Origin of the sequence: Streptomyces sp. NPDC051576 (genome assembly GCF_040681835.1) — a bacterium.
Classification (GTDB): domain Bacteria; phylum Actinomycetota; class Actinomycetes; order Streptomycetales; family Streptomycetaceae; genus Streptomyces.
Map to the genome: position 1 here is coordinate 931,348 of NZ_JBFAZO010000001.1, position 25,327 is coordinate 956,674.

The following is a 25,327-nucleotide window of genomic DNA, read 5'->3' on the forward strand; positions in this document are numbered from 1 at the left end:
TGTCGACAAAACGCTGTAGAGACCTCACTGGCTGCGGTATACCAGGTGTACCCAGGTTGCAGGTGGTGCGACGATGGACGTTATGGGGGACAAGGCAACTCTGTTGGATACAGGGCGTTTTGTGCAGCCTTCCGACCGGGACGAAACCGGGGACGGGGAGGCTGTCGACGAGGCACGCACACGGCTCGCCGCGCAGGCCGGCGACGTCGAGGCGACGAGTGTCCTCGGAGCCATACTGCTGCGCCGCGGTGATCTCGACGGAGCCGAGCCCCTGCTGCGTGCCGCCACCGCCGAGGGCGACCGGGCCGCGGCCAACAACCTGGGTGTCCTTCTGCACCAGCGCGGATACACCGACGAGGCCGCCGGATGGTGGCGGATCGCCGCGGTGGCCGGCTCCGCCGCCGCCGCGCACGCGCTCGGCCGCTACCACCGCGAGCACGGTGACGAGCCCGCCGCCGAGTACTGGCTGCGTCAGTCCGCCGAACAGGGCCACGCGCTGGGCGCGTACGCCCTCGCCGACCTGCTGGAACACCGCGGGGACACCGCGGCCGAGCGGTGGATGCGCTCCGCCGCCGAGCGCGGGCACCGCGAGGCCGCGTACCGGCTGGCGCGCGCTCTTGATCACAAAGCGGCACAGGAGGCGCAGGAGGGCGAGAGCAGCGCTGACAACGGTGTCGACGTGCCCGCCGGGGGCGAGTCCGAGCAGTGGTACCGGCAGGCCGCCGCGCGCGGACACCAGCGGGCCGCGCTGCAACTCGGGTCGATCCTGGAGAAGCGGGGCGAGTTGAAGGAGGCCGGGCGCTGGTACCTGACCTCCGCCAAGGACGGGGAGGCCCGCGCCGCCTGCGCCCTCGGCTTCCTGCTGCGCGACGCCGGTGACACCGAGAGCGCCGCCGTGTGGTGGCTGCGCGCCGCCCAGGACGGCGACGGCAACGCGGCCAACGCGCTGGGCGCGCTGCACGCCGAGCGCGGCGAGACGCAGACCGCCGAGCGGTGGTACCGGGCCGCGATGGACGCCGGTGACGAGAACGGCGCGTACAACCTCGGCCTGCTCTGCGCCGAGCAGACGCGCACCGCGCAGGCCGAGCAGTGGTACCGACGGGCGGCCTACGCCGGACACCGTGAGGCGGCGAACGCGCTGGCCGTGCTGCTGCTCCAGGGCGGCGACGCGACCGGTGCCGAGCCGTGGTTCTCCAAGGCCGCCGAGGCCGGCAGCGTGGACGCCGCCTTCAACCTCGGGATCCTCTTCGCCGGGCGCGGCGAGGAGGCCGTGGCGCTGCCCTGGTACGAGCGGGCGGCGGCCGCCGGGCACACCGAAGCGGCGTTGCAGGTCGGCATCGCCCGGCTGCGGGACGGCGACGAGCGGGAGGCCGAGCGGCATCTGCGCTGCGCCGCCGGTGGCGGGAGCGCGGAGGCGGCGTACCGGCTGGCCTCGGTGCTCGACGCGCGGCGACCGCCCACGCCCGCCCACGAGTTGGGCGAGCAGGTGCACGAGAAGACCGAGTGCGAGGAGTGGTACGAGCGGGCGGCCTCGCAGGGCCACCGGCGCGCCCAGGTGCGGGTCGGGATGCTGGCCGCCGCGCGCGGCGATGTCGTCGAGGCGGCCCGCTGGTACCGCGAGGCGGCCGAGGCCGGTTCCCGCAACGGTGCCTTCAACCTCGGGCTGCTGCTGGCCCGCGAGGGCAGCGAGCCGGAGGCCGCGGTGTGGTGGGCACGGGCCGCCGACGCGGGGCACGGGCGGGCGGCACTGCGACTGGCCCTGGTTTACGCGCGTCGCGGGGAGCTGGCCGAGGGGCAGCGGTGGGCCGACCGGGCGGTGACGCTCGGGCCGGGGGAGGTTTCTGAGCGTGCGGCTCGGTTGCGGGACGCGCTGCGGCAGGAACTGACCGCGTGATGTCGGACGGTCCCGGCCGTCGAAATGAAGGCCGCTGACCTGCACTGTTAAACGATTTGCTTCTTCCCGCGTCCCTGACGTAACGTTGCATTCATCGACGCGGGGTGGAGCAGCTCGGTAGCTCGCTGGGCTCATAACCCAGAGGTCGCAGGTTCAAATCCTGTCCCCGCTACTGAAGGCCGAGGGCCGGAATCCGAAAGGGTTCCGGCCCTCAGCTGTGTCTACGGCTGATGCCCCACCGCCTCCTCGTACAGCGACCGGTCGACCGTCCGGGACTCAGGCAGCGCGGCCCCCTTCGACACGCCCGCCGCCTTGTACGCGGCCTGCAACCGTGTCGTCGTACCCGCGCGGATCTCCCAGTCCATGGTGAGCGACGGGGTCGACTTCAGGACCGCCTCGTCCGTCTTCAGGAGTTTCGCGAGGTAGGCGACGAAGCTCGGGTCGCTCTTGTAGTCGTTCGCGAAGTACGTGTCCACCGTGCGGATGTAGGCCCGCAGCAGGGCCACCCCGGCGTCCACGTCGTCGTGCAGGAGCGTGCGGCCGTAGAGCATGCCGCCCAGGGGCTCGCCGAGGGGCTGGCCGCCCAGGAAGGCGTACCGCGGGTTGCCGTCGACCTTGCGCCAGACCGGGTCCAGGAGCCAGGCGGAGTCGACGCCGCCGTTCTGGAGGGCGGTGAGGACGTCGGCTGAACCCAGCTGCTGGTACTGGATCTTGTCGAGGCCGCCGCCGTGGTTCGCGAGGGCCTTCTCCATGGGGTACGCGATCACCGAGCCCTTGCCGATCATCGTGCCCATCCTGCGGCTCGCCATCCGGACGTCCGCCGCCGCCTCGCCGTTCTTCAGCTTCACCCACAGGCCGCTCTTCGACTTGGGGTCGGGCGAGAAGTTCCCGGCGACCCACTTGATGTCGAAGCCGCCCTGGATGCCGTTCATGACGGCCGCCTCCGGAGCGGCCCACATCGCGTCGATGTCCCCCTTGGCCAGCAGCGGGAGCGCGTCCGGGGTCGGCAGCACCTTGAGTGTGACGTCCAGGCCCTCCTTCTTGAACTCGCCCTTGTCCAGGGCGACTTCGAGCGGGGCGACGTACTCCGCGCTCAGGGTTCCGGTCGCGATCGTCAACTTCCGCGTCTTCGGGAGGGGTTGGGCGGAGGGGGCGAGCGGCTGGCAGCGGGCCGGGACGCGGGTGGGGGAGAGGTCCGCCGGGTCGGTCCAGGACGACTTGCCGCAGCCGTCCACGGGTTTGATGGTGCGGTTGCCTACGGTCGCGCCCGAAGCCCCTTTGTCGTCCGCGTACTTGGACGAGCAGCCCGCCGACGCCACCAGAGCGGCCACGACGACCACCACACCGTACGCACGCCTTCTCATGACTGCCCCCGTCCTCGGTCCCTCGGTGCCCACGGGGTGAGCAACCGGCCTGCCACACGCACCAGTTCGGAGAAGACGACCCCCAGGACCGCGACGCACACGATGCCGACGAACATCACGTCGTTCTCGAACAGCGCGCGGGAGTCGAAGATCAGATGGCCCAGGCCGTTCGTCGCGGCGATCTGTTCCGAGGCGACGATGACCAGGACGGCCACGCCCGCCGCGATCCGCGCGCCGACCAGGACCGCGGGGAGCGAGGCGGGCAGGAGGACATGGCGGAACATCTGCCACGGTCCGGCGCCGAAGACCATGCCCGCGTCCCGGTGGCCGGAGGGGATCGCGAGGACGGCGGACATCGTCGAGATCCACACGAAGAAGAAGACCGTGGCGGCCACCAGCGCCACCTGCGGGCCCTCGCCCAGGCCGAACATGTTCAGGAAGATCGGCAGCAGGGCCAGTTTCGGTACGACGTACAAGGCGTCCAACAGCGGTTCCAGCGCGGCCCGGACGAGCGAGAGGGAACCCATCAGCAGGCCCAGCGCGTAACCGGCCGCCGTGCCGATCGCATAGCCGCCCAGGACGCGCTTGGTGGTGGCCCACACGTCCGGCCACAGGTCTCCGGCGGCGGCCCGGTCCCAGCCGTCGGAGAAGATCGTGGACGGAGCCGGGTAGACGCGGGGGTCGATCCAGCCCTGGGTGGCGGCCAGTTGCCACCACATGATCAGGACGAGGGGTACGGCGACGGCGAGCGAGAGTTCCAGCGCGCGCCGACGGCGGTGGGTGCTTACCGGATGGAGTTCGTGCGGGCCGGGGCGGCGGACCAGGACCGGTTCCTCGCGGCCGGGGGCGATCGTGGTCATGCGGGCACCGCCTCCTTCCGTAGCAGCTCCCACAACTCGCTCTTCAGGGCGGTGAATTCGGGGGTGTCACGGATGTCGCCGGTGCGCGGGCGCGGGAACGGCGGGCGGTGTTCGGCGATGATCCGGCCCGGGCGGGCGGACATCACCAGCACACGGTCGCCGAGGACCAGCGCCTCCTCCAGGCTGTGCGTGATGAAGAGGGTGGTGGTGCGCAAGGTCTGGGTGATCTCCAGGAGTTCGTCCTGGAGGATCGTGCGGAGCTGGGCGTCCAGGGCGGCGAACGGCTCGTCCATCAGCAGGAGTTCGGGTTCTACGGCGAGTGCGCGGGCGATGGCGACGCGCTGGCGCATACCTCCGGAGAGGGTCGCCGGGTAGGCGTGTGCGAAGTCGGCGAGGCCCATCCGGGCCAGCCACTCGTCGGCGCGCGCGTTCGCCTCGCGGCGCGGTACGCGCTGGACGTCCAGGCCGAAGCGGACGTTCGCGCGGACCGACTTCCAGTCGTAGATGCCGTAGTCCTGGAAGATCATGGCCGCCGGGCGCGGGCTGGACGTGCGGATCTCCAGGGTGCCCGTACTGGGGCGCAGCAGGCCCGCGGCGATGCGCAGGAGGGTGGACTTGCCGCAGCCGGACGGGCCGACCAGGCAGACGAACTCGCCCGGGGCGATGGCGAGTTCGAGCGGGCCGAGGGCGCGGACCTGGTGCGGGGCGCGGCCGAAGGTGCGGGTCAGTTGGGTGGCGTGGAGTTTTGGGTGCGGGTCTCCCACGGTTGCTCCTTGCGGAGTGCGGTACGTCCGTCTGCACGGGTGGGGGGTGCCGGACGACGATATGACGGACCGTCAGATTCGGGAAGGCCGTACGCAGCACAAAGCCCCGGCATCCGTGTCGAACGGATACCGGGGCCTGCGAAGGGACTTGCTAGGCGCTAGCGCAGTTCGGACAGAGCCCGCGGTACGTCACCTCGACGTCCGAGACCGTGAAGCCGAAGCGCTCCGAGTCGGGGAGGTCGGCGAGGGGGTTGCCGCCCGGGTGGACGTCCCGGATCTGGCCGCACTGGGCGCAGACCAGGTGGTGGTGCGGGCTGTGCGCGTTCGGGTCGTAGCGCTTGGCTCGCTTGTCGGTGGCGACTTCGAGGACCTCGCCGAGGGAGACCAGCTCGCCGAGCGTGTTGTAGACCGTCGCCCGGGAGATCTCCGGGAGCTTGGCCACGGCGCGGGAGTGGACCTCGTCGGCGGTCAGGTGCACATGGTCGCCGTCGAGTACTTCGGCCACGACGCGTCGCTGTGCGGTCATCCGCCATCCGCGTCCGCGCAGCCGCTCCAGAAGGTCACTCATGCAGGCCAGCCTAACAGCAACGTGACCAGTTCACGAATAGGTGTGACTTTGGAGGGCTGCTGGACTTGGACTGGATCCAATCACTGTTCGGGTCGCTGCTCAGGTCACTGTTCAGGTCACTGCTCAGGCGGGGACCTGCTGTCGTGCGGGTGCCCAGCAGCGGATGATGTCGCGGACCGAGACGATGCCCGCGGGCTCGGCGCGGTCGAGGACGATGAGGTGACGGAAGCCGCCGTGAGCCATCGCGCTCGCCGCGTCCTCCAGCGTCCAGTCCGGGGTGGCGAACACGACGTCGGTGGTGGTGTGGGCGTGGGCGCGCTCGGTGTCCGGGTCCTGGCCCCGGCCGATGGAGTTGAGGATGTCCCGTTCGGTGAGGATGCCGATGCCGCCGGCGTCGGGATCGAGGACGACGGCCGCGCCGACATGGCGCGAGGACATCAGGGCGGCTGCCTGGCGGAGGGTGTGGGCGGGGCCGATGGTGAGAACCACCGTGCTCATGGCGTCGCGGACCAGGATGGGATGCAGCATGGGGTGAGGCCACCTCCTAGGGAATCCGTGTCGGTTCACGGACCTCGGGTCCGTCGGTTGCCGGCCGAGGCTTCGCTAGTTACCGGATTCACAAGTTCACAAGTGGGGGGACTCTCAGAGTCGCAGGTAAAGCACGGGTCAACAAGGGGGCGCGGGGGGCTGGTTGGGGGCGTGGGCGGGCGTCTCGTGGGGCTCAGTAGCGCATGTATTGATCGCGGTCGTCGGTGGGGTGCTGGGTCACATCCCATCTCGCCGACGAGCTGCACGGTTGCGATCGTCACTGGTCGTTGGCGGTCGTCGTTGGCCAGCCTCGGACGGCCCGTAGACGGCCCAGCGAGGCCGCCGCAGGAATGCCCGGCGCGTCGCCGGGCATCGGCTTGGGAAGCTGCGCGCATTTGCGGGCGATTCGGGGGCTGACCTGGTCGAACGGTTGAGATTCGGCATCGTCGGGCATGGTTGATTTCACCGTGATTCCCCGCTGTGCCCTGCTGGTTCTAATGCACTTGTGGTGCAGCCCGCTTCTCCTAGGGTGCTGGGCGAGGTCTGGGGCGAGGCGCTCATTCGGGCACACGTGGTCCAGCTCTTGAGGTCGCCGATGACCAGGCCGAAGGGGCGGAACGAGACTGTTCCCAGACCCCACCGGATGGTAAACCAGGTTGCCGCGTCGATCCGTCTGCCTCTGCCGTTCACTGGCCTCATCGAGGGCCTAATCGCCAGGATCGGGCTCGACCTCCAACCGATGTAACCCCAGCCATCAAGGATCTCTAGAGGCGTGCCAGCGGGATGGACACGCGTCACGGCAGGCTGTCCTCCGTTGCCGAGTTCTCTGGGTCGGCTTCGCTTCGCCGGGACCTCCTCCCGAGGCTGGGGGACAAAGCGGCGGAGAACGCAGCGAACAGGGAGACGTGCGCGTCATCGTGGCGCGACCTGTTCAGCGCCCGCTTGAAGCCGGCGAACAGGAGCAGTTGCCGGAGCAGCATCAAGCCGACGAGAGCTACGAAGGCCAGGACGCCGAGAAGCGGCGAACCTTCCAACGTGTGCAGCACAACAGAAAACACGGGACCTCCCGATACCGCGTCGAAACCCGCAAGGCGAACGAGTCAAGTGCAGCGCGGAATACAGGGGAGCCGTCGATTCCCGGACGTCCGGGATCGGGCCGCTGATTCCGTGATTCCGCTGGACAGTGCCCGGAGTGCCCGGACACCATGGACATATGTCCCGGACTGGCTTCGTCGAGAGGGCACCGTGGAGACGTGGCGGCAGTTCCGGATGGCGCTCGTCCGGCTCATGGACGAAGGCGGCGTCAGCCCCGGCCAGATGCTGAAGGCGGCCCACAGTCCGCCGAGCCCGAAACCTGACACAGAGGTTCCGCCGTCGTTCACGTTGATCAAACGCGAAACCCTCTATGGCTATCTGAGGAATGTCGACGCTCGAGTCGGCAACGGAAACTGGGCCCCCATTGACAACTTGCTCCGGTGCGTCGAGTTTCTGGCCGAGGCAAACGGTCGCCCCCTCACCGTCGACTACGACGACTGGCAGAGGCGCTGGCAGCGATGCGACGACCAAAATGCTTCACGGTGGTCCGAGACGGGGCTGGCCGAGGGGATCGAGCGCAGGTTGTCACCAGATAGCTGGATCGGTGGTTGGGACGGAGCAGCCGATGCCGTTTTCGCACATGGGTCGTCGCGGGAGTTCACGAACTGGCCTGTTGGGCAGGACCGGCTGAGGGCGTTGTCCCAGGCCGTCGCCGGGCTCGGCATCGCCAACGAACCCCAATTGGCGAAGGAAGCGGCCGAGCGGCTGGTCGCCGGCGCGACGGCGGAGCTGGGCGAGGGCAGCCCGAGGACCCTCGCGGCGCGGCACGCGCTCGCCTACTGGACCGGCCAGGCGGGTCATCTCCGAGTCGCACTGACGCTCACTCAGCAACTGCGCGCCGACTGTCTTCGTCACCTGAGCGACGATCACATTCTCAGCCGGTTGGCCGCGTTGCGCGAGGCACTGTGGACAGGGCATATGGGCCGATGGCGTGAGGCAAACCGGCTCTATATCGCGACAGCCAGCTTCGAGTATGGGCGCCCGGACCGGGACCCGTACATCTGGCTTCTCGCCCGCTGGGGGATGGCACGTACGGGAGGCCGTTCGGGAAACTGGGTACACGCGTACGCCGAGCTGACTGAACTGCTGCCGTCCGTGACCGAGACATTCGGGGCCGATCACCCCGCAGCGCTTCAGGCGGGAGGCGCGCACGCGTGGGCCGCGGGGCGAGCAGGCGATCCTGATGAGGCGCGTGGTCTGTTCGAGCAAATCGCGGACCGGGCCGACACGGCCCTGCGGCCAGGCCATCCCACCAGCATGTGGCTCCGTATTTCTCTGGCCTACTGGACTCAGCAGTGCAATTTGGCTGCGCAGGCACTTCCCGCGGTCGCCACCGCACGCGAACGGTGCGAGTCGCTCCTGGGGCCCGATCACCCTCTCAGTATCCAGGCGGCCGAGGTAGAGGCGCTCTTCCTGATCGATGTCGATCAGGAAGCCGCCCTCACCGCACTCTCCGACGTCTTGGAGCGCATGGAGCGGCGCTACGGGCACGCGCATCCCTTCACTCTCCAGACGGCGTCGAACCACGCGGTGGTCCGTGCCTCCATCGAGGGCCCTGAGCCTGTCATGCAGACGTTCTCGGACCTCGCCCGGCAGCTGGGCCGGGCACTGGGAGACGACCATCCTGAGACGCTCCGTGTCCGGATGAACCTGGTCATCGCCACGCTGGGCACAAGTATCAGCCCAGAGACAGCCCTTTCGGATTGCGTCGACGTTGTCCACTCACTGCGGAGGGTGCTGGGGGACGACCACCCGGAGACGATCGCAGGCGAGGAGGTCCTGAAGGAGATCGAGGCGCGGTTGCGGAGCAAAGTGCACCTTGCGGCACCGCAGCAGCAGTCGTTCCGGCTGTTCCAGCGGCCGGAATACCGCACCGGCGGTGGTGGCAGCGAGGGTGGCGGGGGTGGAAGTGATCGCGCACTCAAATGCCTTGTCGAACCGGTCAGTTGGTCCTCTCAGTCAAAGGACGGCGACCGAGCCGCCACTTCTTCGGACGGTGAACAGGACCCCGCTGGCCGGGAGGCGAATGGGTTCGCGATCTTGCAAGCGGTCACCTCGATGCCGGTGAGTACCTGGAGCTACCGGGGCGACGAAGACGTCCGGCATCTCGGCCCCATGGCCCAGGACTGGTACGCGGCGCTCGGACTCGGACCTGACGACCGCAGCATCCACCTCGTCGACGTCAACGGTGTCTCCATCGTCGCCATACAGGCCCTTCACCGCGTTGTCCGGAGCTTGGAGTCCGAATTGAACGACCTCCGAGCCCGGCTCGATGTCAGGCGCGGAGACTGACACCTGGGCGGCAGCACCCGAGTTATGTTTCTTCGTGATCCTTCATGAACGCCGCTGGCCTCCGGTCCTTGCGAGGCGCCGTACGAGGAGCATGGCCATGGAGAGAGACACGCAGGCATTGAACCGTCCCTCTGGTGGGGTGCGGGATCACTTCGCATCCCACCGGGGAGCTGCGCGGTCACGGTCGTCTTTGGTTGTTGCCGGCCGTCCTCGGTCGCTGTCGAACGGCCCGCAGACGGCCCGGCTCCCGGGTTCCCTGGGGGCGAGTGTGCGGATGAGGGTCGGGCTAGCTTCTGCCCGAGTACTCTGCGGAGGGTGACCTCTGTTGCCTTGGCTGATTGGAACGCTAAGCGTGCGGCAAGCATCGATCTGGCTTGGCAGATGCACTCGATGCAGGTGGCCGCGCCCTCTCCGGCTGGCTCGGGCTGGGAGGTCGAGCAGGCTTTAGCGGTAGTGCTTCAACGAATGGCTACGGAGTTTCAAGGTTTCTGTCGCGCACTGCACGACGAAGCGAGCGAGTTCTTCGCTTCCACGGCCGCCCAAGGGAACCTGGATCTAGAAAGCACTCTTCGAAAGCTCCTTACTAGAGCCAGGGGCCTGGACTCGGGCAATGCTCAAAGTAAATCCATCAGCCAGGACTATTCGCGATTCGGCTTCATTTTCTGGCAGGCCATGCAGGTGGCTGATGGGCGTGCTGGCGCGTGGCCCGAAGAGTTGGCGAAGTTCAATGAAATGCGCAATGCTGTAGCACATGACGATACGGCTAAAATGTATAGCTTGAATTCGAAAGGGTATGCACTTGATGCGCCAACCCTTCAAAATTGGCATACAATGCTGGATGATATCGCCACGTTGATGGACGATGTTGTTAGCCTGTCACTGAGTGCGCTACTTGGCGTCTCGCGACCGTGGTGAGGGATGACATGACTGATCGTGAATACGTGGTCGGTGAGTCCATCGCGGTTCCGTGGGGGCTCGATACCGTCGAAGGGACAGTCGTAGGGGCTTACGGTGAGGGCAGTGGTCGACGGGTCCTCGTGGAGGTCAACGTAGGCGACGGCGCGACTGAGACGTTGCCCTTCCCTCTGCGGGCTTTGGAGGTCACTCGCAGCGCTGAGGAGCATGGCCCCCCCGGAACGTGGGTGACTTCGGCTCGTTTCGAGGAGTCCGTCCGAGATGCGTTGGCTGACTCCCTGCGTAAGATCGCACCCGAATGGAATGGAGAGACTCACTCTCAATTGCTCATCGACCCCGATGCGAGAGTCGATCTAGCTTTCTTCCTGCCAGACCGATTCCTCTTTGCGGAGGTCAAGCACTATACGGTCGATAGGTCAAGGAAATCTGTAGAAAACACAACGGCGATTGAGCAGTTGCGTGAGTATATGGTGCGACTGCGAGATCGTGGGTATGGCAATTCGGTTGGGCTCTTGATTATGGACCGTACGCCGGGTGGCCGGTTGGTCAAGCGTGCCTATGAGATGCGCGCAAAAGGGTTTCCTGTTTGGGTAGTTGAGTGGGAACCTGATAATGCAAAAGCTGAGGTGGAGTTGCGCCAAGTTCTCGCTGAGGCGACGTCCTACGAACTCACGGGTGCGTGAACCGAATCGGCTGGGCCAGCGCATAGATTCTGCGGACTCGTTGGCCTGTGGTTCATGCGGCGACGTTGTATTGATCGCAGTCGTCGGTGGGGAAAGGACCAGGTCAGACCGTAAACCAGCTCAGTAGCGCATGTTGAGGTACCCCAGGAACTCGTCATGCAGGATCCCGTTCGACGCCGCCGCGTTGCCGCTGTGCGGGCCCGGGCGGCCGTCGAGGCCGGTGAAGGTGCCGCCGGCCTCGGTGACGATGATCGCGTTGGCGGCCATGTCCCACAGGGAGAGTTCCGGTTCGGCGCAGATGTCGACCGAGCCCTCGGCGACCATCATGTAGGGCCAGAAGTCGCCGTACGCGCGCGTGCGCCACACCTCGCGGGTCAGGTCGAGGAAGCCGCCGAGGCGGCCCTGGTCCTCCCAGCCGGTGAGGGAGGAGTAGGCGAAGGAGGCGTCCGAAAGCTTCGAGACCTGGGAGACGCGCAGGCGGGAGGCGGAGGAGAGGCTGCGGCCGGTGTAGGCGCCGTGGCCCTTCGCGGCCCACCAGCGGCGGCCCAGGGCGGGCGCGGAGACCAGGCCGACGACGGGCTGGAAGCCGCCCTCCGACGCCTCCGTCAGGGAGATCAGCGTGGCCCACACCGGGACGCCGCGTACGTAGTTCTTGGTGCCGTCGATCGGGTCGATCACCCAGCGGCGGGGACCGGTGCCCTCGATGCCGTACTCCTCGCCGAGGACCGCGTCGCGCGGGCGGGCGCGCTGGAGATGGCCGCGGAGAAGCTCCTCTGCGGCCTTGTCCGCCTCGGTGACCGGAGTCATGTCCGGCTTGGTCTCGACCTTGAGATCGAGCGCCTTGAACCGCGCGGTCGTCGCGGCGTCGGCGGCGTCCGCGAGGACATGGGCGAGGCGCAGGTCATCGTGATAGTCGGCCATGCGTGAACCGTATCTTCAGCGGTCGCGCCGGGGCTACAGGGTCCGGTGGGCGGAACGGGAGGTGACGGGAGGCGGGGGACCGTCATGTTCCCTTCCCTGAGCGGCACTCTCCCCTCAACTCCCGCGCGCGATGGCCGAAGTGCGCCCCCTGGCACCGCCGCGAACCCTTGACAGTGCTCCCGTGCGCGTCAAATCTGGGCGCAGAGCCGCTCGTCCCCGGGAGGCGGATGATGCCTGCAGCGCGGGAATCCCTGTTGGACGCCGCCTATACGGCGCTGGCACGTCGGTCGTGGTCCACCGTACGGATGGTGGACGTGGCCGCCGCGGCCGGAGTGTCCCGGCAGACGCTGTACAACGAGTTCGGCAGCAAGGAGGGGCTCGCGCGAGCCCTGGTCAGAAGGGAGGCCGACGGGTATCTCGTCGGTGTCGACCGGGCGCTGGGCGCCCATGCCGACGCCCGGGACCGGCTGACCGCGACCGCCGAGTGGACCGCGTCGGCGGCCCGCGAGAACGCGCTGGTACGTGCCATGCTCACCGGCTGCTGGAGCGAACGGCTGCCCTCGCCGACCCTGTCCGCCGTGCCGTCCTCCTCGGCCGTGCCGGCACAGCGCCGGGCCGACGGACCGCTGCCCTCGCCCTGCGACTTCGTGGCCGTCGTCCGCGATCGCGCGGTTGCGGCACTGGCCGGACCTGGAGCGGCCAAGCCGGACACCGCAGACCTGGCCCGCTCCTGTGAGCTCGTCGTACGTCTGGCGCTGTCCTGTGTGTCGGCGCCGCCCGGCGAGGGCGGAGTCGGGGAGTTGGTGCGCAGCGCGCTGGGGCCCAGCAAATAACAACCGGTGGTCAGTGTGCGGAGCCCGACAGTTGGAGGCCGATCACGCCGATGATGACGAAGCTGATCGACACGATCTTCAGGGTCGAGACCAGGTCGCCGAGGAAGATCATGCCGTAGATCGCGGTGCCGGCCGCGCCGATGCCGGTCCACACCGCGTAGGCGGGGCCCACGTCCAGCTTCCTGAGGGAGAGGGTGAGGAGGCCGAAGCTGCCCAGGGCGAAGGTGCAGAAGGCGACCGTGGGCCACAGCCGGGTGAAGCCGTGGGACAGCTTCAGGCACACGGCGAAACCGGTCTCCAGAATTCCGGCCACGACAACCAGCAGCCACGCCATGTGCTGTCCTCCCGTTTGTCCGGCTCGGTGCGATTATGCACTTACCGAACTTGAGTCCCCACAAACACGCGGTGGTCGGTGAGTGATCAGTCGCCCTCGGTCCGCTCCCGGGTGGCCAGCAGCCGCCGTAGCGAATAGAGCCGCTGCGGGTCGGCGTGACCGTCGGCCACCCACTGGTCCAGGGCGCAGTCCGGCTCGTCGTGACTGCACGCGCGCGGGCAGTCGGCCGTGCCCGGCTCCAGGTCGGGGAAGGCCTTGATGACCCGGGACGGGTCCACGTGGTGCAGGCCGAAGGAGCGGACGCCCGGGGTGTCCACGACCCAGCCCGAGTCGTCGGGCAGCGGGATCGCGCGGGCCGAGGTCGTGGTGTGCCGGCCGCGGCCGGTGACGGCGTTGACGATGCCGGTGCTGCGTCGGCGGTCCGACGACACCAGGGCGTTGACGAGGGTCGTCTTGCCGACGCCGGAGTGCCCGACGAACGCGGTGATCTTGCCGTCCAACTGCTTGCGGACCCGCTCCACCGCGCTGCCGTTCTCCAGCTCCTCGCGGCTGGTGACGACATAGGGGACGCCCAACGCGCCGTACAGCTCCAGGAGTTGGTCCGGGGACGCCAGGTCCGACTTGGTGAGGACGAGCAGCGGTTCCAGGCCGCCGTCGTAGGCCGCGACCAGGCAGCGGTCGATGAGGCGGGGGCGCGGCTCGGGGTCGGCGAGGGCGGTGACGATGGCGAGCTGGTCGGCGTTGGCGACGACCACCCGCTCGTACGGGTCGTCGTCGTCGGCCGTGCGGCGCAGTACGGAGGTGCGCGGCTCGATGCGGACGATACGGGCGAGGGTGTCCTTGTCGCCGGACAGGTCGCCGATGATGGCCACCTGGTCGCCGACCACCGCGGCCTTCCGGCCCAGTTCGCGGGCCTTGATCGCCATCACGACCCGGTCCTCGACGAGGCAGGTCAGCCGACCCCGGTCGACGGTGACGACCATGCCCTCGACCGCTTCCTCGTGCTTGGGGCGGATGTTGGTGCGCGGCCGGTTGCCCTTGCGGTTCGGGCGCTGGCGGATGTCGTCCTCGTCGGTGTTCTTGCCGTAGCGACGCATGGCGTGAGTCCCCTACGCCCCGTGCGCCCCGTCGCTCCCGAGCATCCCGGTCCACAGGTCGGGAAAGTCCGGGAGGGTCTTCGCCGTCGTCGCCACGTTCTCGATCCGCACGCCCTCGACCGCGAGGCCGATGATCGCGCCCGCGGTGGCCATGCGGTGGTCCTCGTAGGTGTGGAAGACCCCGCCGTGCAGGGGGCGCGGGCGGATGTGCAGACCGTCGGCGGTCTCGGTCACGTCGCCGCCGAGTTCGTTGATCTCCTTGGTGAGCGCTGCCAGCCGGTCCGTCTCGTGCAGACGGAGGTGCGAGACACCGCGGAGGGTGGACGGGGAGTCCGCGAGGGCGGCCACGGCCGCGATGCCCGGGGTCAGTTCGCCGACCTCGCCCAGGTCCACGTCGATGCCGTGGATCGCGCCCGAACCGGTGAACTCCAGCCCGTACTCGGCGAGTTCGCAGGAACCGCCCATCTCGGTGAAGATCTCCCGCAGCCGGTCGCCGGGCTGGGTGGTGCGCGCCGGCCAGTCCGGTACGACGACCTTGCCGCCGGTCACCAGCGCCGCAGCGAGGAACGGCTGGGCGTTCGACAGATCCGGCTCCACGGTCAGGTCCCGGCCCAGCAGCGCGCCCGGTGTCACCCGCCAGACATTGGGCTCGCCGCCCGACTCCGGGGTGTCCACCTGGGCGCCGACCGCGCGCAGCATGTCGACCGTCATCCGGATGTGCGGCATCGACGGGAGGGAGGAGCCGATGTGCCGGACCTCGACGCCCTGGTTGAAGCGGGGTCCGGACAGCAGCAGCGCGGACACGAACTGGGACGAGGACGAGGCGTCGATCTCCACCGGCCCGCCGTCGAGCGCGCCCCCGCCGTGCACGGTCAGCGGCAGCGCGCCCCGGCCGTCGTCGTCGATCCGGGCGCCGAGCACGCGCAGCGCGTCGATCACACCGTGCAGGGGGCGTTCGTACGACCGGGGGTCGCCGTCGAAGCGGATGGGGCCGTCGGCCAGCGCGGCGACCGGCGGCAGGAAGCGCATCACCGTGCCCGCGTTGCCCACGTCCACGGTGGCCGGGCCGTGCAGGCCCGAGGGGATGACCCGCCAGAACTCGCCTGAGCCGTCCGGGCCCACGCCCTCCTCGATCCCCACGCCCATCGCGCGCAGGGCACCGGCCATCAGCAGGGTGTCGCGGGAGCGGAGGGGGCGGCGCAGCCAGCCGGGTTCGCTCGCGAGGGCGGCGAGGACGAGGGCGCGGTTGGTGACCGACTTGGACCCGGGCACATGGACCGTCGCGTCGACGGCTCCGGCGGCGGTGGGGGCGGGCCAGAGGGCGGTTTGGTCGTTGTTCGGGGCCATGCGCCCCACTGTATAAGCAGGCCGTCTCCCGGGTGCCGCGCCGATGTGGCCGGTCGTTCCCCCACTCTCGGCTTCGCTCGAGCGGGGGGACCCCCATCCCGGCGGAACCGCGGATCGGGACGGCCCCGCGCCGCCTCACCACTCCAGCAGCCACCTGCCGCCGCCGATCAGCGAGCACAGCGACACAAGGTGGAAGAGGAACAGCCACAGGCCCGCCGGTACGTGGGTCAGCCGGGCCAGTTGGTCCGCGTCCGAGTCGCCCGCGCCGCCCCTCGACCGCTTCGCCTGGAGTTCGAAGGCCGGGCGTACGCCGCCCAGCAGCAGGAACCACACCACCGCGTACGCGAAGGCCGCCTGGACCTGAGGACCGGTCAGCCAGGAGACCAGGAGGAAGGCCGCGCCGCTGAGGATCACCGTGAGGGCGCCGTAGGCGTTGCGGATCATCACCAGCATGGCGATCAGCAGGAGGGTCGACAGCCACAGGAGGAGCGTGATGTGGCCGGCGCCCAGGAGCGCGGCGCCGCCCAGGCCCAGGAGCGGGGGAGCGGTGTATCCGGCGGCCGCGGTGAGGATCATGCCGAGGCCGTGCGGCTTGCCCCGGCTGACGGTGAGGCCGCTGGTGTCCGAGTGCAGGCGGATGCCGGTGAGGGTACGGCCGGTCAGCAGGGCCACCAGGCCGTGCCCGCCCTCGTGGGCGATGGTGATGGCGTTGCGGGAGAGGCGCCACACCCCGTGCGGGACGACCACGCCCAGCGCGGCGACCAAGGTGGCGATCACCACCCACAGATCCGGGTCGGGCTGGCTGCCGAAGACCTCGTCCCAGAGAGCGGGTATGGAGGCGATTGCGGTGCTGTCCATTGGCGGCGGAGGCTCCCGTGGGTGTCGTCGAATCTGGCAGTGTTGCACGTATGTGCGGACGGTATGCAGCGAGTCGTGGGCCCGAGGATCTCGCAGGAGTCTTTGAGATCGAGAAGTGGGAGCCCGAGGAGGCGTTGGCCCCCGACTACAACGTGGCCCCGACCAAAGAGGTCTATGCGGTCCTCGACCGCCCAGTTAAGGACGCCGACAGCCCGAAGCCGGTTCGCCAACTGCGCCGGCTCAAGTGGGGACTCGTGCCGAGCTGGTCGAAGACCCCCGAGGGCGGCGCGCGGATGATCAACGCGCGCGCGGAGACCGTGCACGAGAAGCCGTCGTACCGCCGCGCCTTCGCCGCCCGGCGCTGCATCATCCCCGCCGACGGCTACTACGAGTGGGTCACCGCCAAGGACGAGCGGGAGCTGGAGGTCGAGGGGAAGAAGAAGCGGCAGCGCAAGCAGCCGTACTTCGTGCTGCCCGCCGACGGCTCGGTCTTCGCGATGGCCGGGCTGTACGAGTTCTGGCGGGACCGGACCCTGCCCGACGACCATCCGCTCGCCTGGTGGGTCACCTGCTCGGTGATCACCACCGAGGCGGAGACGACCCCGCTGGCGGTCGCCCCGGCCGACGGACCGCACGCGCTGGCCGACATCCACCCCCGGATGCCCCTGATGCTCACCCCGGACCGCTGGGACTCCTGGCTCGACCCCGCCCGCACCGACCCCGACGAACTGCGCGAGCTGCTCGCCCCGCCGCCCGCCGGGCTGATGCGTGCCTACCCGGTGTCCACGGCCGTCAGCAACGTCCGCAACAACGGACCGGAGCTGCTGAAGGAGCTGGAGGGGCCCGAGGAGGGCACACTCTTCTGATGTGAGCGAGATCATCGAGACCGAAGCGGGGCCGGCCCGCATCACCTGGCACCGGGCGAAGAAGGCCCGACTCGTCCTCGCCGTCAGTCATGGCGCAGGCGGCGGCATCGAGGCCCGGGACCTCCAGGCCCTGGCCGCCGCGCTCCCCGCGCACGGGGTGACCGTCGCGCTGGTCGAGCAGCCGTGGCGGGTGGCCGGGAAGAGGATGGCACCCGCGCCGAAGACACTGGACACCGGCTGGCGGGGGATCTGGCCGGCGGTCGCGAAACCCGGCCTGCCGGTGATCTCCGGCGGCCGGAGCGCGGGCGCCCGCGTGGCCTGTCGTACGGCGACGGAGCTGGGCGCCGCCGCCGTCCTCGCCCTGAGCTTCCCGCTGCACCCGCCCGGCAGGCCCGAGAAGTCCCGCGCCGCCGAACTGCTCGGGGCCGGGGTGCCCACCCTCGTCGTACAGGGCGGGAACGACCCGTTCGGGAAACCGGCCGAGTTCCCGGCGGGCGGCCACGAACTCGTCGAGGTGCCGTACGGCGACCATGGCTTCGCCGTGCCGAAGCGGGCGGAGATCGGTCAGGAGGAGGCCCTGGAGATCATCACGGGGCGCGTGGTGGAGTGGACTCGAACACTGGGGTAAGGGGCGGGAATGCTGAACCCGTTACCACTGTTGACGCGGACAGAGAGAGACGTTCAGAGCCGTAGAGAGGAAGTCCGCCGCATGGGTTCGACCTTCTGCCCGGCCCGTGGCAGCCGTCCCGACCTGGACTGGTCGGTGCTGCACGCGACCAAGGCCACCCCTATTGGGGCGGCGGGCGGACCGGATCGTCGTCTATCCTCCGATTCTGGTGGCATCGGCTTCGGTGCCACCCGGAATCTTGAGGAGGTGGGTCCGGTTCCCGGTACCGACGCAGGGACCGAACACGGCCAGGCGGAGCAGCCCGAGGGCCAGGGCACGAGCACGGAGTCCACGACGGAGCGCAGTGCGCGCTTCGAGCGGGACGCGCTCGAATTCCTCGACCAGATGTATTCGGCCGCGCTGCGCATGACCCGCAATCCGGCCGACGCCGAGGACCTGGTGCAGGAGACGTACGCCAAGGCGTACGCGTCCTTCCACCAGTTCCGTGAGGGCACCAACCTCAAGGCGTGGCTGTACCGGATTCTCACCAACACGTTCATCAACTCGTACCGCAAGAAGCAGCGTGAACCCCAGCGCTCCGCGGCCGAGGAGATCGAGGACTGGCAGCTCGCGCGTGCCGAGTCGCACATGTCGACCGGTCTGCGCTCCGCCGAGTCGCAGGCGCTCGACCACCTGCCCGACTCGGACGTGAAGGAAGCGCTCCAGGCGATCCCCGAGGAATTCCGCATCGCCGTCTATCTCGCGGACGTCGAGGGCTTTGCGTACAAGGAGATCGCGGACATCATGGGGACACCCATCGGTACGGTGATGTCCCGGCTGCACCGGGGCCGCCGTCAACTGCGCGGCATGCTCGAGGACTACGCGCGTGACCGCGGACTGGTCCCGGCCGGCGCCGGAGAGTCGAACGAAGCGAAAGGCTCGGGCTCATGAGCTGCGGAGAGCCGCACGAGACGGACTGCAGTGAGGTCCTCGCCCATCTCTACGAGTTCCTCGACAGGGAGATGCCGGACGCGGACTGCACCAAGTTCGAGGTGCACTTCGAGGAGTGCTCGCCGTGCCTGGAGAAGTACGGCCTGGAACAGGCCGTGAAGAAGCTCGTCAAGCGGTGCTGCGGGCAGGACGACGTGCCGACGGATCTGCGCTCCAAGGTGATGGGACGTCTGGAGATGATCCGGTCCGGACAGGCCGTGCCCGAGCACGATGTGACGGCCTCTCCGTCGCCGTCTCCGCAGGAGTCTTGACCCTCCGTCTCTTCCCTGCCCATCACCCGATCGTGCTAATCCGCGGGTGATAAGCCCGCGTGCCTCCCCCGACCGCCCTAGGCTCCTCGGCCTGGACAGGCATGGTCGGGGGAAGGGCACAGGGCATGGAGGCGACACCGGCACGGGCACGTGCGTACGTCGTCTGCGTCGCCCTCGGCGCCCTGTGCTGCATGCTTCCGCTGCCGGCCGTCCACACACCCTGGTGGGCGGTCGCGCTGCTGGCCGCCCTCTACGCCGGCTGCGAGCAGGTCGCCCGCCGCCGGTTCGCCGGCACCTTCTACCCCGTGCTGCTCGCAGCCGCCTTCCTCCTGCCGCCGCCGGCCGCCGCGCTCGTACCGCTGCCGGGCGCGCTCTTCTCCCACGTCGAGCAGGGTCCGCCCTGGCTGCGGCGGAGCTGGCGGGCCGCGCAACTCGCGCTCGCCGTCTGGGCGGCGGGACGCGTGCACTGGGCGCTGGGCGGGCGCGACGCGGTCGTCGCGTCCGACTTCCCGTACGCGCTGGTGCCCGCCCTCGCCGCCGTCCTCGCCTTCTGTCTGGCCCTCACCGTCCTCGACGGCGGGATTCTCGCGCTGGCCGCGGGGATGCCCGTACGACGGACCTGGCGCGGTCTGTTCCTACGGTCCCTGGCGCCGATCGGCGTGCACGGGCTCGCCGGGCTGATGATGGCCGTCCTGTGGCGCAGTCCCTACGGCCCCGTCGCCGCGCTGCTCGTGCTGCTGCCGATGGGGGTGTCCTGGTGGGTGTTCGCCCAGTACCACCAGGAACGCGCCGCCCATCAGGCCACCATCCGCGCGCTCGTCCAGGCCGTCGACATCAAGGACGGGTACACCCGCGGGCACAGCGAGCGGGTCGGGCAGGCCTCGATGATGATCGCGCGGGAACTGGGCATGGACGACGCCCGGGTCGAGGTCCTGCGCTTCGCCGGGATCCTGCACGACGTGGGGAAGCTGGGCGTGCCCACCCGGCTGCTGCGCAAGGACGGGCCGCTCACCCCCGAGGAGCGGCGGGTGATCGAACTGCATCCCGAGTACGGGCACGAGATGGTGCGCGGAATCGGTTTTCTCGGCGAGGCCCGCGCGGCTGTCCTGCACCATCACGAGAGGTTGGACGGGAGCGGGTATCCCTACGGGCTGCTGGGCAGTCAGATCCCGGAGTCCGCGCGGGTGGTGGCGGTCGCCGATGCCTTCGACGCAATGACGTCCACACGGTCGTACCGACGGGCTCGGCCGGTGTCTGTTGCGCTGGAGGAACTGTCGCGCTGTGCCGGTACACAGTTCGACCCGTTGATGGTCCGGGCGTTGGTGCGGGCCCTCGGGCGGTGTGGGTGGCATCCCTCGGTCACAGCCGACGAGGTCCACTCACCCATCGTTTTCCCACCCACTCCACCCGTTTCCAGTGGGGTGAGAGGTTGACGAAAAACCCGCTCCGGCCCCGCCCCGCCCTCACCCTCATCCACACCTCCGCCACCCTCCTCGCCACCACCTCCCTCGCCCTCACCCTCTGGACCGGCATCGAAGAACGCGGAGTCGCGCTCGCCTTCGGAGTGCTCGTCGCCGTAGGGGAGTTGAGCCGCTGGAACGGGACGACCGGGCTGCGGGAGACCGCGCCCCTCGGCGCCGCGGGCGCCCTCTCCTACGCGCTGCTCGGCGCCGACGCCGGGCAGCCCACCCACCACGGGCTCTTCCAGGTCGTCGCCGTGGTCGTCGCCGCCTCGCTCGTGGGCTGTGTGCCGCACATCGCGCGCGGTCGCAGCCGGACCCCCGACCACCTGGCGCGTCGTGTCCTGACCGTCGGCTTCGCGGCCGTCTGCTTCCAACCCCTGTACAACCAAGGGGTGTTCAGGCACTGGGGCGGCCCCGCCTATGCCCTGCTCCTGCTGGCGCTCCTCTCCCTCACCGCCCTCTGCGACGCCGTGCTGGCCGCCGCGCTCGCGCACTCCCGTACCGGGTGGCGCTTCGGCCCGCTGCTCCGGGACGAGCTGCGCGGGATGCCCGGGATCGGGTCGGCGGTCTGCGCCACCGGCGCGGTGATGGCGCTCGCGGTCGCGGTGGTCGGGCTGTGGGCGCTGCCGGTTTTCTCGGTACCGCTGCTGCTGACCCAGCTCTCCCTCCGGCGGTACGCGGCCGTACGGACCACCTACCGGCAGACCATCGCCTCCCTCGCCCGCTCCACCGAGATCGCGGGGTACACCCCGGCCGGGCACGCCCGCCGGGTCGCCGCGCTCTGCCAGGCGGTCGGGCGGGACCTGGGGCTGTCCGAGCCCGACCTCACCGTCCTGGAGTACGCAGCCCTGATGCACGACATCGGCCAGCTCAGCCTCGTCGACCCGGTACCGGCCGGCGCCACCGCCGTCCTCCCCGTGGAGGAGCAGCGGCGGATAGCGCTGCTCGGCGGGGCCGTCGTACGGCAGACCGGGGTCAGTCCTCAGGTGGCGGCCGTCGTGGAGCGGCAGGCCGACCCCTGCCGGGAGCAGCCGCTCAGCGCGCGAATCGTCCGGGCCGTGAACGCGTACGAGGAGAAAACCCGGGCAGGCGGCCCGGGCGGGCCTCTTCGGGCGCTGGAGGAGCTGCGCTTCGGGACCGCCGGGGACTACGCTCCCGAGGTCGTGGAAGCGCTGGCCCGGGTGCTGTCCCGGGACTGTCTGACCTTGCCCTCGGCTGGGTAACCCATGGGTAATGAGCGCCCTTCCAGTCGTACATGGTTGGATGCGAAGAAGAGGGTGTCCGGGGGCATGGCCAGCCCACTGAACGGAACTGGCAGGCGGGAATCGTGAGGATCTTCGGCAAGGGACGGCACCGGCCCTCCGCCTCCTGGCGGCAGGCCACAGACCGCGCGTTCACGCTGATCGGCGACGGTCGGTACGAGGACGCGGGCGCGCTGCTGACGCGGGCCGCCGATCTGGAGCCCTGGCTGTCCGAGTCCTGGTTCAACCTCGCCCTGCTGCACAAGTTCCGGCACGACTGGGAGCAGGCCCGGGCGGCCGGTCTGCGGGCCGTCGCGCTGCTCGACCGGGAGGCAGGCGCACCTGACTGGTGGAACGTGGGCATCGCGGCCACCGCCCTCCAGGACTGGCCGCTGGCCCGGCGGGCCTGGCAGGCGTACGGCCTGCGGGTGCCGGGCGGGGTCGCCGCGGCGGGCGAACCGTCTGGCATGGACCTCGGCAGCGCGGCCGTACGGCTGTCGCCGGAGGGCGAGGCCGAGGTGGTGTGGGGGCGGCGGCTGGACCCGGCCCGTATCGAGGTGCTCTCCATCCCGCTTCCCTCGTCCGGGCGGCGCTGGGGCGAGGTCGTGCTGCACGACGGGGTCCCGCACGGCGAGCGGACCACCGCCGCCGGGCACTCCTACCCCGTGTTCGACGAGATCGAGCTGTGGGCGCCGTCGCCCGTGCCGACGTGGGTGGTGCTGCTGGAGGCCGCGACGGAGGCGGACCGGGACGCGCTGGAGCAGTTGGCTGCGGACGCGGGGTTCGCGGCGGAGGACTGGTCGTCGTCGGTGCGGTTGCTCTGCCGGATGTGTTCCGAGTCGCGGATGCCGTCCGACGAGGGGGACGGGGAGCATCTTGATCCCCATGACCACAGTGAGCCCGGTCATCCTGGGCCGCTGGGGCATCGGACGGACGGGCAGTTGTGGGTGCCGGAGCGGGAGTGCGGGTTGGCTGCGCCGGCTTCGCTGGTGCGGGGGTTGTTGGACGGGTGGGTTGCCGATAGCCCTGATTCTCGGGACTGGCGGGATTTGGAAGAAGTTTGCTGAGGCGGCTTTCGAGTGCGGGCCCGCTGTAGCTGGTCGCGCCCACGCGGCGGAGCCGCATATCGACGCAGTCCCGCGCCCCTATGGGGCGCGTCCACGTACCCTGTATTCGCAGTAAACCCCCCGGTTTTTCAGGAAGGCATACGTCGGCATGGCGCAGCAGGACACCGATCAGCAGCACGTGGGCGTGCTCCCCGTGGATGACGAGGGATTCGTCGTCGACACCGAGGAGACCGAGGAGCGTGAGGCGGCCTGGCGGGAGCGGGGGACCTCGCGGGCGATCACGGTCGTCGGGAATCCGGTGCTGCACAAGGAGTGCGCGGACGTCACCGACTTCGGTGCGGAGCTCCAGACGCTGGTCGCGGACATGTTCGCCTCGCAGCGCACCGCCGAGGGGGTCGGCCTCGCCGCCAACCAGATCGGCGTGAGCCTCAAGGTCTTCGTCTACGACTGCCAGGACGACGAGGGCAAGCGGCACGTCGGTGTCGTCTGCAACCCCAGGCTCGTCGATCTGCCCGCGGACAAGCGGCAGTTGGACGAGAGCAACGAGGGGTGTCTGTCGGTGCCGACCGCGTACGCGCCGCTCGCCCGCCCGGACTACGCCGAGGTGACCGGCCAGGACGAGCTGGGCAATCCGATCAAGGTGCGCGGCACGGGCTACTTCGCCCGGTGCCTGCAGCACGAGACCGACCACCTCTACGGCTACCTCTACATCGACCGGCTCTCCAAGCGCGACCGCAAGGACGCGCTGCGGCAGATGGCCGAGAACGAGCCCCGCTACCCCGTGGTCGCCAACGACTGAGCCTCCGGGCCTCTGAATGTGCGCCGGTAGGCGTTCGGGGTGATGCCGAGGGCCCGGACGAACTGGTGGCGCAGCGCGGGCGCGGTGCCGAAACCGGTGCGCCAGGCGATCGTGTCCATCGTCTCGTCCGTCCCCTCCAGCAACTGCTGGGCCAGCAGCACCCGTTGGCGCAGAATCCAGCGGTACGGCGTGGTCCCGGTCTCCTGCTGGAAGCGGCGGGCGAAGGTGCGCGGCGACATATGGGCACGGGCGGCGAGCTGTTCGACGGTGACCTCCTGGTCGAGGTGCTCGGCCATCCACACCAGCACCTCGCCCACCGTGTCGCACTGCGAGCGCGGCAGCGGCCGCTCGATGTACTGGGCCTGGCCGCCGTCGCGGTGCGGCGGTACGACCATGCGCCGGGCGATGGCGTTGGCGACCTCGGGACCCTGCTCCTTGCGCACGATGTGCAGACAGGCGTCGATGCCGGCGGCCGTACCGGCGGAGGTGATCACCGGGTCCGCGTCGACGTACAGCACGTCCGGCTCCACGACGATCTTCGGATACCGCCGGGCGAGCAGCTCCGCGTGGTGCCAGTGCACCGCGCACCGCCGTCCGTCCAGCAGCCCGGCGGCGGCCAGCACGAACACTCCCGAGCAGACGCTGAGCACGCGGGCACCCCGGTCCACGGCCCGCCGCAGCGCGTCGAGCAGTTCCTCGGGGTACTCCCGCGCCGCGTAGGTCGCGCCGGCCGGTACGGCGATGAGGTCCGCGCTCTCCAGCCGCTCCAGGTCGTGCTCGACGGCCAGTGAAAAGCCCGCGTGGGTCGCCAGGGTCGGCCCCTCGGCCGAGGCGACCGCGAAGTCGTAGACCGGCAGGCCCTCGTCGCTGCGGTCGAGGCCGAACACCTCGCAGACGACGCCGAGTTCGAAGGGGTGCACGCCGTCGAGCAGGACGACGGCCACGTTCTTCAGCATGTTGCCAGTGTGCGCCAGATGTGGCAGTAAATCGAGGGTGTACGGCAGTACTGCCACTCACGGTAAGGAGTGTAAGGCGGGACAGTGGTGTCTATGAACACAGCCATGGACAACCTCATCGCCCTCCTGACCGTCCTCGGCATCTTCGTCGCCGTGACCTTCCCCTCGCTGCTCGGCATCGCGCACGAGCGGCGCATCGACCGTCAGATCAGGGCGGCCCACCGACTCATGACGTCGTCACCACGACGGTGACCGACCACTCCTGAATGCCCTTGCACGAGATCTTGTGCGGGGCGGTCGCGCACAGCGGCCGGGACGAAGTGAGCTTCACGGTCCCGGCCTTGACCGCCTTGTACGCGTTGCTCGCGTCGCCGGGCCGGATCAGGATCCCGCTGTTGGTGGCCTCCAGGCCGGTGCCGGCGGTCTTGACCGGCGCCCACGGCCGGGAGGTCGTCCCGTCCAGCAGGATGCGGACGGTGTCGCCGGTCGTCAGGCAGAACGTGCCGTTGGTGTCACTGGCGGCGAGGTTCTCCTTCGCCGTACAGCCCGACCTGCTCTTGCTCGGCGTGGGGGACGCGGACGGCGACACACTGCCGCTGCCGGTGTCGGACTTCGTGCCGCAGCCCGCGAGGGCGAGCGCCAGGGTGGCGACGGCGAGGGACGGACCAAGGATCGATCGGCGCATGGGGGGCCTCCTTGCTCCTTTGACGTGT

The 25,327-nt window shown here is 69.6% G+C and carries 28 protein-coding genes and 1 tRNA gene; 15 read left to right on the forward strand and 14 right to left on the reverse strand.

Annotation, left to right across the window (positions count from 1 at the left end; all coding sequences use genetic code 11):
• Nucleotides 1–73 precede the first annotated feature (73 nt).
• Together AB0M63_RS04415 and AB0M63_RS04420 are read left to right on the forward strand one after the other, a co-directional pair.
• Nucleotides 74–1,894, forward strand: coding sequence for a tetratricopeptide repeat protein (locus tag AB0M63_RS04415; protein WP_366018326.1), 1,821 nt, complete (start codon nt 74–76; stop codon nt 1,892–1,894).
• A gap of 98 nt (nt 1,895–1,992) precedes the next feature.
• Nucleotides 1,993–2,066 (forward strand) — tRNA-Met (locus tag AB0M63_RS04420).
• A gap of 49 nt (nt 2,067–2,115) precedes the next feature.
• On the opposite strand, the gene AB0M63_RS04425 is transcribed toward AB0M63_RS04420, so the two are convergent.
• The 7 genes from AB0M63_RS04425 to AB0M63_RS04455 all read right to left on the reverse strand — a co-directional run bounded on the left by AB0M63_RS04425 (nt 2,116) and on the right by AB0M63_RS04455 (nt 7,036).
• Nucleotides 2,116–3,258 (reverse strand): ABC transporter substrate-binding protein, encoded by a 1,143-nt coding sequence (locus AB0M63_RS04425; protein WP_366018327.1) that lies wholly within the window; start codon nt 3,256–3,258, stop codon nt 2,116–2,118.
• Complete coding sequence (locus AB0M63_RS04430; protein WP_355917613.1) at nt 3,255–4,118, reverse strand: ABC transporter permease; 864 nt, start codon at nt 4,116–4,118, stop codon at nt 3,255–3,257. The genes AB0M63_RS04425 and AB0M63_RS04430 overlap by 4 nt, the downstream gene beginning before the upstream one ends.
• Nucleotides 4,115–4,882: an ABC transporter ATP-binding protein gene (locus AB0M63_RS04435; RefSeq protein ID WP_355917610.1), complete on the reverse strand. Its 768-nt coding sequence runs from the start codon at nt 4,880–4,882 to the stop codon at nt 4,115–4,117. The genes AB0M63_RS04430 and AB0M63_RS04435 overlap by 4 nt, the downstream gene beginning before the upstream one ends.
• A gap of 151 nt (nt 4,883–5,033) precedes the next feature.
• Entirely contained in the window at nt 5,034–5,450 is a 417-nt protein-coding gene (locus tag AB0M63_RS04440; RefSeq protein WP_355917607.1) for a Fur family transcriptional regulator, read from the reverse strand.
• A 123-nt stretch (nt 5,451–5,573) separates the two neighbouring features.
• Nucleotides 5,574–5,966: a CBS domain-containing protein gene (locus AB0M63_RS04445; RefSeq protein WP_366018533.1), complete on the reverse strand. Its 393-nt coding sequence runs from the start codon at nt 5,964–5,966 to the stop codon at nt 5,574–5,576.
• 289 nt (nt 5,967–6,255) lie between these two features.
• On the reverse strand, nt 6,256–6,432 hold the full coding sequence (locus tag AB0M63_RS04450) for a hypothetical protein (protein ID WP_366018328.1): 177 nt from the start codon (nt 6,430–6,432) through the stop codon (nt 6,256–6,258).
• 340 nt (nt 6,433–6,772) lie between these two features.
• The gene (locus AB0M63_RS04455; protein WP_366018329.1) at nt 6,773–7,036 is read right to left on the reverse strand and encodes a hypothetical protein; all 264 of its coding nucleotides are present in this window, start codon (nt 7,034–7,036) and stop codon (nt 6,773–6,775) included.
• Nucleotides 7,037–7,223: 187 nt separating this feature from the next.
• Here AB0M63_RS04455 and AB0M63_RS04460 point away from each other — a divergent pair, with 187 nt between their 5' ends.
• From AB0M63_RS04460 to AB0M63_RS04470, 3 genes are all read left to right on the forward strand, one after another.
• Complete coding sequence (locus AB0M63_RS04460) at nt 7,224–9,365, forward strand: tail fiber domain-containing protein (RefSeq protein WP_366018330.1); 2,142 nt, start codon at nt 7,224–7,226, stop codon at nt 9,363–9,365.
• Nucleotides 9,366–9,680: 315 nt separating this feature from the next.
• Nucleotides 9,681–10,280 carry a hypothetical protein gene (locus AB0M63_RS04465; RefSeq protein WP_366018331.1) on the forward strand — a complete coding sequence of 200 codons (600 nt, stop codon included), beginning with the start codon at nt 9,681–9,683 and terminating at the stop codon, nt 10,278–10,280.
• An 8-nt stretch (nt 10,281–10,288) separates the two neighbouring features.
• On the forward strand, nt 10,289–10,963 hold the full coding sequence (locus AB0M63_RS04470) for a hypothetical protein (protein ID WP_366018332.1): 675 nt from the start codon (nt 10,289–10,291) through the stop codon (nt 10,961–10,963).
• Between the two features lie 120 nt (nt 10,964–11,083).
• Here the strand turns inward: AB0M63_RS04470 and hisN are convergent, their stop codons facing one another.
• A complete protein-coding gene (hisN, locus tag AB0M63_RS04475) occupies nt 11,084–11,884 on the reverse strand; it encodes a histidinol-phosphatase (RefSeq protein WP_366018333.1) in 801 nt (266 codons plus the stop codon).
• Between the two features lie 227 nt (nt 11,885–12,111).
• Between hisN and AB0M63_RS04480 the strand changes: the two genes are divergently transcribed.
• Entirely contained in the window at nt 12,112–12,717 is a 606-nt protein-coding gene (locus tag AB0M63_RS04480) for a TetR/AcrR family transcriptional regulator (RefSeq protein WP_366018334.1), read from the forward strand.
• Between the two features lie 10 nt (nt 12,718–12,727).
• Here the strand turns inward: AB0M63_RS04480 and AB0M63_RS04485 are convergent, their stop codons facing one another.
• The 4 genes from AB0M63_RS04485 to AB0M63_RS04500 all read right to left on the reverse strand — a co-directional run bounded on the left by AB0M63_RS04485 (nt 12,728) and on the right by AB0M63_RS04500 (nt 16,353).
• Nucleotides 12,728–13,051 (reverse strand): multidrug efflux SMR transporter, encoded by a 324-nt coding sequence (locus tag AB0M63_RS04485; protein ID WP_355917598.1) that lies wholly within the window; start codon nt 13,049–13,051, stop codon nt 12,728–12,730.
• Nucleotides 13,052–13,137: 86 nt separating this feature from the next.
• The gene (rsgA, locus tag AB0M63_RS04490) at nt 13,138–14,148 is read right to left on the reverse strand and encodes a ribosome small subunit-dependent GTPase A (protein ID WP_355917595.1); all 1,011 of its coding nucleotides are present in this window, start codon (nt 14,146–14,148) and stop codon (nt 13,138–13,140) included.
• Between the two features lie 12 nt (nt 14,149–14,160).
• On the reverse strand, nt 14,161–15,495 hold the full coding sequence (aroA, locus tag AB0M63_RS04495; protein WP_355917592.1) for a 3-phosphoshikimate 1-carboxyvinyltransferase: 1,335 nt from the start codon (nt 15,493–15,495) through the stop codon (nt 14,161–14,163).
• A gap of 135 nt (nt 15,496–15,630) precedes the next feature.
• The gene (locus AB0M63_RS04500; protein ID WP_366018335.1) at nt 15,631–16,353 is read right to left on the reverse strand and encodes a M50 family metallopeptidase; all 723 of its coding nucleotides are present in this window, start codon (nt 16,351–16,353) and stop codon (nt 15,631–15,633) included.
• 50 nt (nt 16,354–16,403) lie between these two features.
• On the opposite strand from AB0M63_RS04500, the gene AB0M63_RS04505 reads away from it, so the two are divergent.
• The 8 genes from AB0M63_RS04505 (at nt 16,404) to def (ending at nt 23,658) form a co-directional block, all read left to right on the forward strand.
• Nucleotides 16,404–17,219, forward strand: coding sequence for an SOS response-associated peptidase (locus AB0M63_RS04505; protein ID WP_355917587.1), 816 nt, complete (start codon nt 16,404–16,406; stop codon nt 17,217–17,219).
• 1 nt (nt 17,220) lies between these two features.
• Complete coding sequence (locus AB0M63_RS04510; RefSeq protein ID WP_366018336.1) at nt 17,221–17,847, forward strand: alpha/beta family hydrolase; 627 nt, start codon at nt 17,221–17,223, stop codon at nt 17,845–17,847.
• A gap of 246 nt (nt 17,848–18,093) precedes the next feature.
• Complete coding sequence (gene sigR / locus AB0M63_RS04515) at nt 18,094–18,777, forward strand: RNA polymerase sigma factor SigR (RefSeq protein WP_019058309.1); 684 nt, start codon at nt 18,094–18,096, stop codon at nt 18,775–18,777.
• A complete protein-coding gene (gene rsrA / locus AB0M63_RS04520; RefSeq protein WP_355917582.1) occupies nt 18,774–19,088 on the forward strand; it encodes a mycothiol system anti-sigma-R factor in 315 nt (104 codons plus the stop codon). The genes sigR and rsrA overlap by 4 nt, the downstream gene beginning before the upstream one ends.
• 125 nt (nt 19,089–19,213) lie before the next feature.
• Nucleotides 19,214–20,521, forward strand: a complete 1,308-nt coding sequence (locus AB0M63_RS04525; RefSeq protein ID WP_355917579.1) for an HD domain-containing phosphohydrolase — start codon at nt 19,214–19,216, stop codon at nt 20,519–20,521.
• Nucleotides 20,518–21,774 carry an HD domain-containing protein gene (locus AB0M63_RS04530; protein ID WP_355917576.1) on the forward strand — a complete coding sequence of 419 codons (1,257 nt, stop codon included), beginning with the start codon at nt 20,518–20,520 and terminating at the stop codon, nt 21,772–21,774. The genes AB0M63_RS04525 and AB0M63_RS04530 overlap by 4 nt, the downstream gene beginning before the upstream one ends.
• A gap of 104 nt (nt 21,775–21,878) precedes the next feature.
• Nucleotides 21,879–22,859, forward strand: a complete 981-nt coding sequence (locus tag AB0M63_RS04535) for a hypothetical protein (protein WP_355917573.1) — start codon at nt 21,879–21,881, stop codon at nt 22,857–22,859.
• 148 nt (nt 22,860–23,007) lie between these two features.
• Complete coding sequence (def, locus tag AB0M63_RS04540; RefSeq protein WP_355917570.1) at nt 23,008–23,658, forward strand: peptide deformylase; 651 nt, start codon at nt 23,008–23,010, stop codon at nt 23,656–23,658.
• Here def and AB0M63_RS04545 read toward each other — a convergent pair.
• Complete coding sequence (locus AB0M63_RS04545) at nt 23,634–24,614, reverse strand: helix-turn-helix domain-containing protein (protein WP_366018337.1); 981 nt, start codon at nt 24,612–24,614, stop codon at nt 23,634–23,636. The two genes, def and AB0M63_RS04545, sit on opposite strands and share 25 nt — an antisense overlap.
• 93 nt (nt 24,615–24,707) lie before the next feature.
• On the opposite strand from AB0M63_RS04545, the gene AB0M63_RS04550 reads away from it, so the two are divergent.
• The gene (locus tag AB0M63_RS04550) at nt 24,708–24,866 is read left to right on the forward strand and encodes a hypothetical protein (protein ID WP_355917564.1); all 159 of its coding nucleotides are present in this window, start codon (nt 24,708–24,710) and stop codon (nt 24,864–24,866) included.
• Here the strand turns inward: AB0M63_RS04550 and AB0M63_RS04555 are convergent.
• Nucleotides 24,841–25,299, reverse strand: a complete 459-nt coding sequence (locus tag AB0M63_RS04555; protein ID WP_355917561.1) for a hypothetical protein — start codon at nt 25,297–25,299, stop codon at nt 24,841–24,843. The genes AB0M63_RS04550 and AB0M63_RS04555 overlap by 26 nt on opposite strands.
• Between the last annotated feature and the right edge of the window lie 28 nt (nt 25,300–25,327).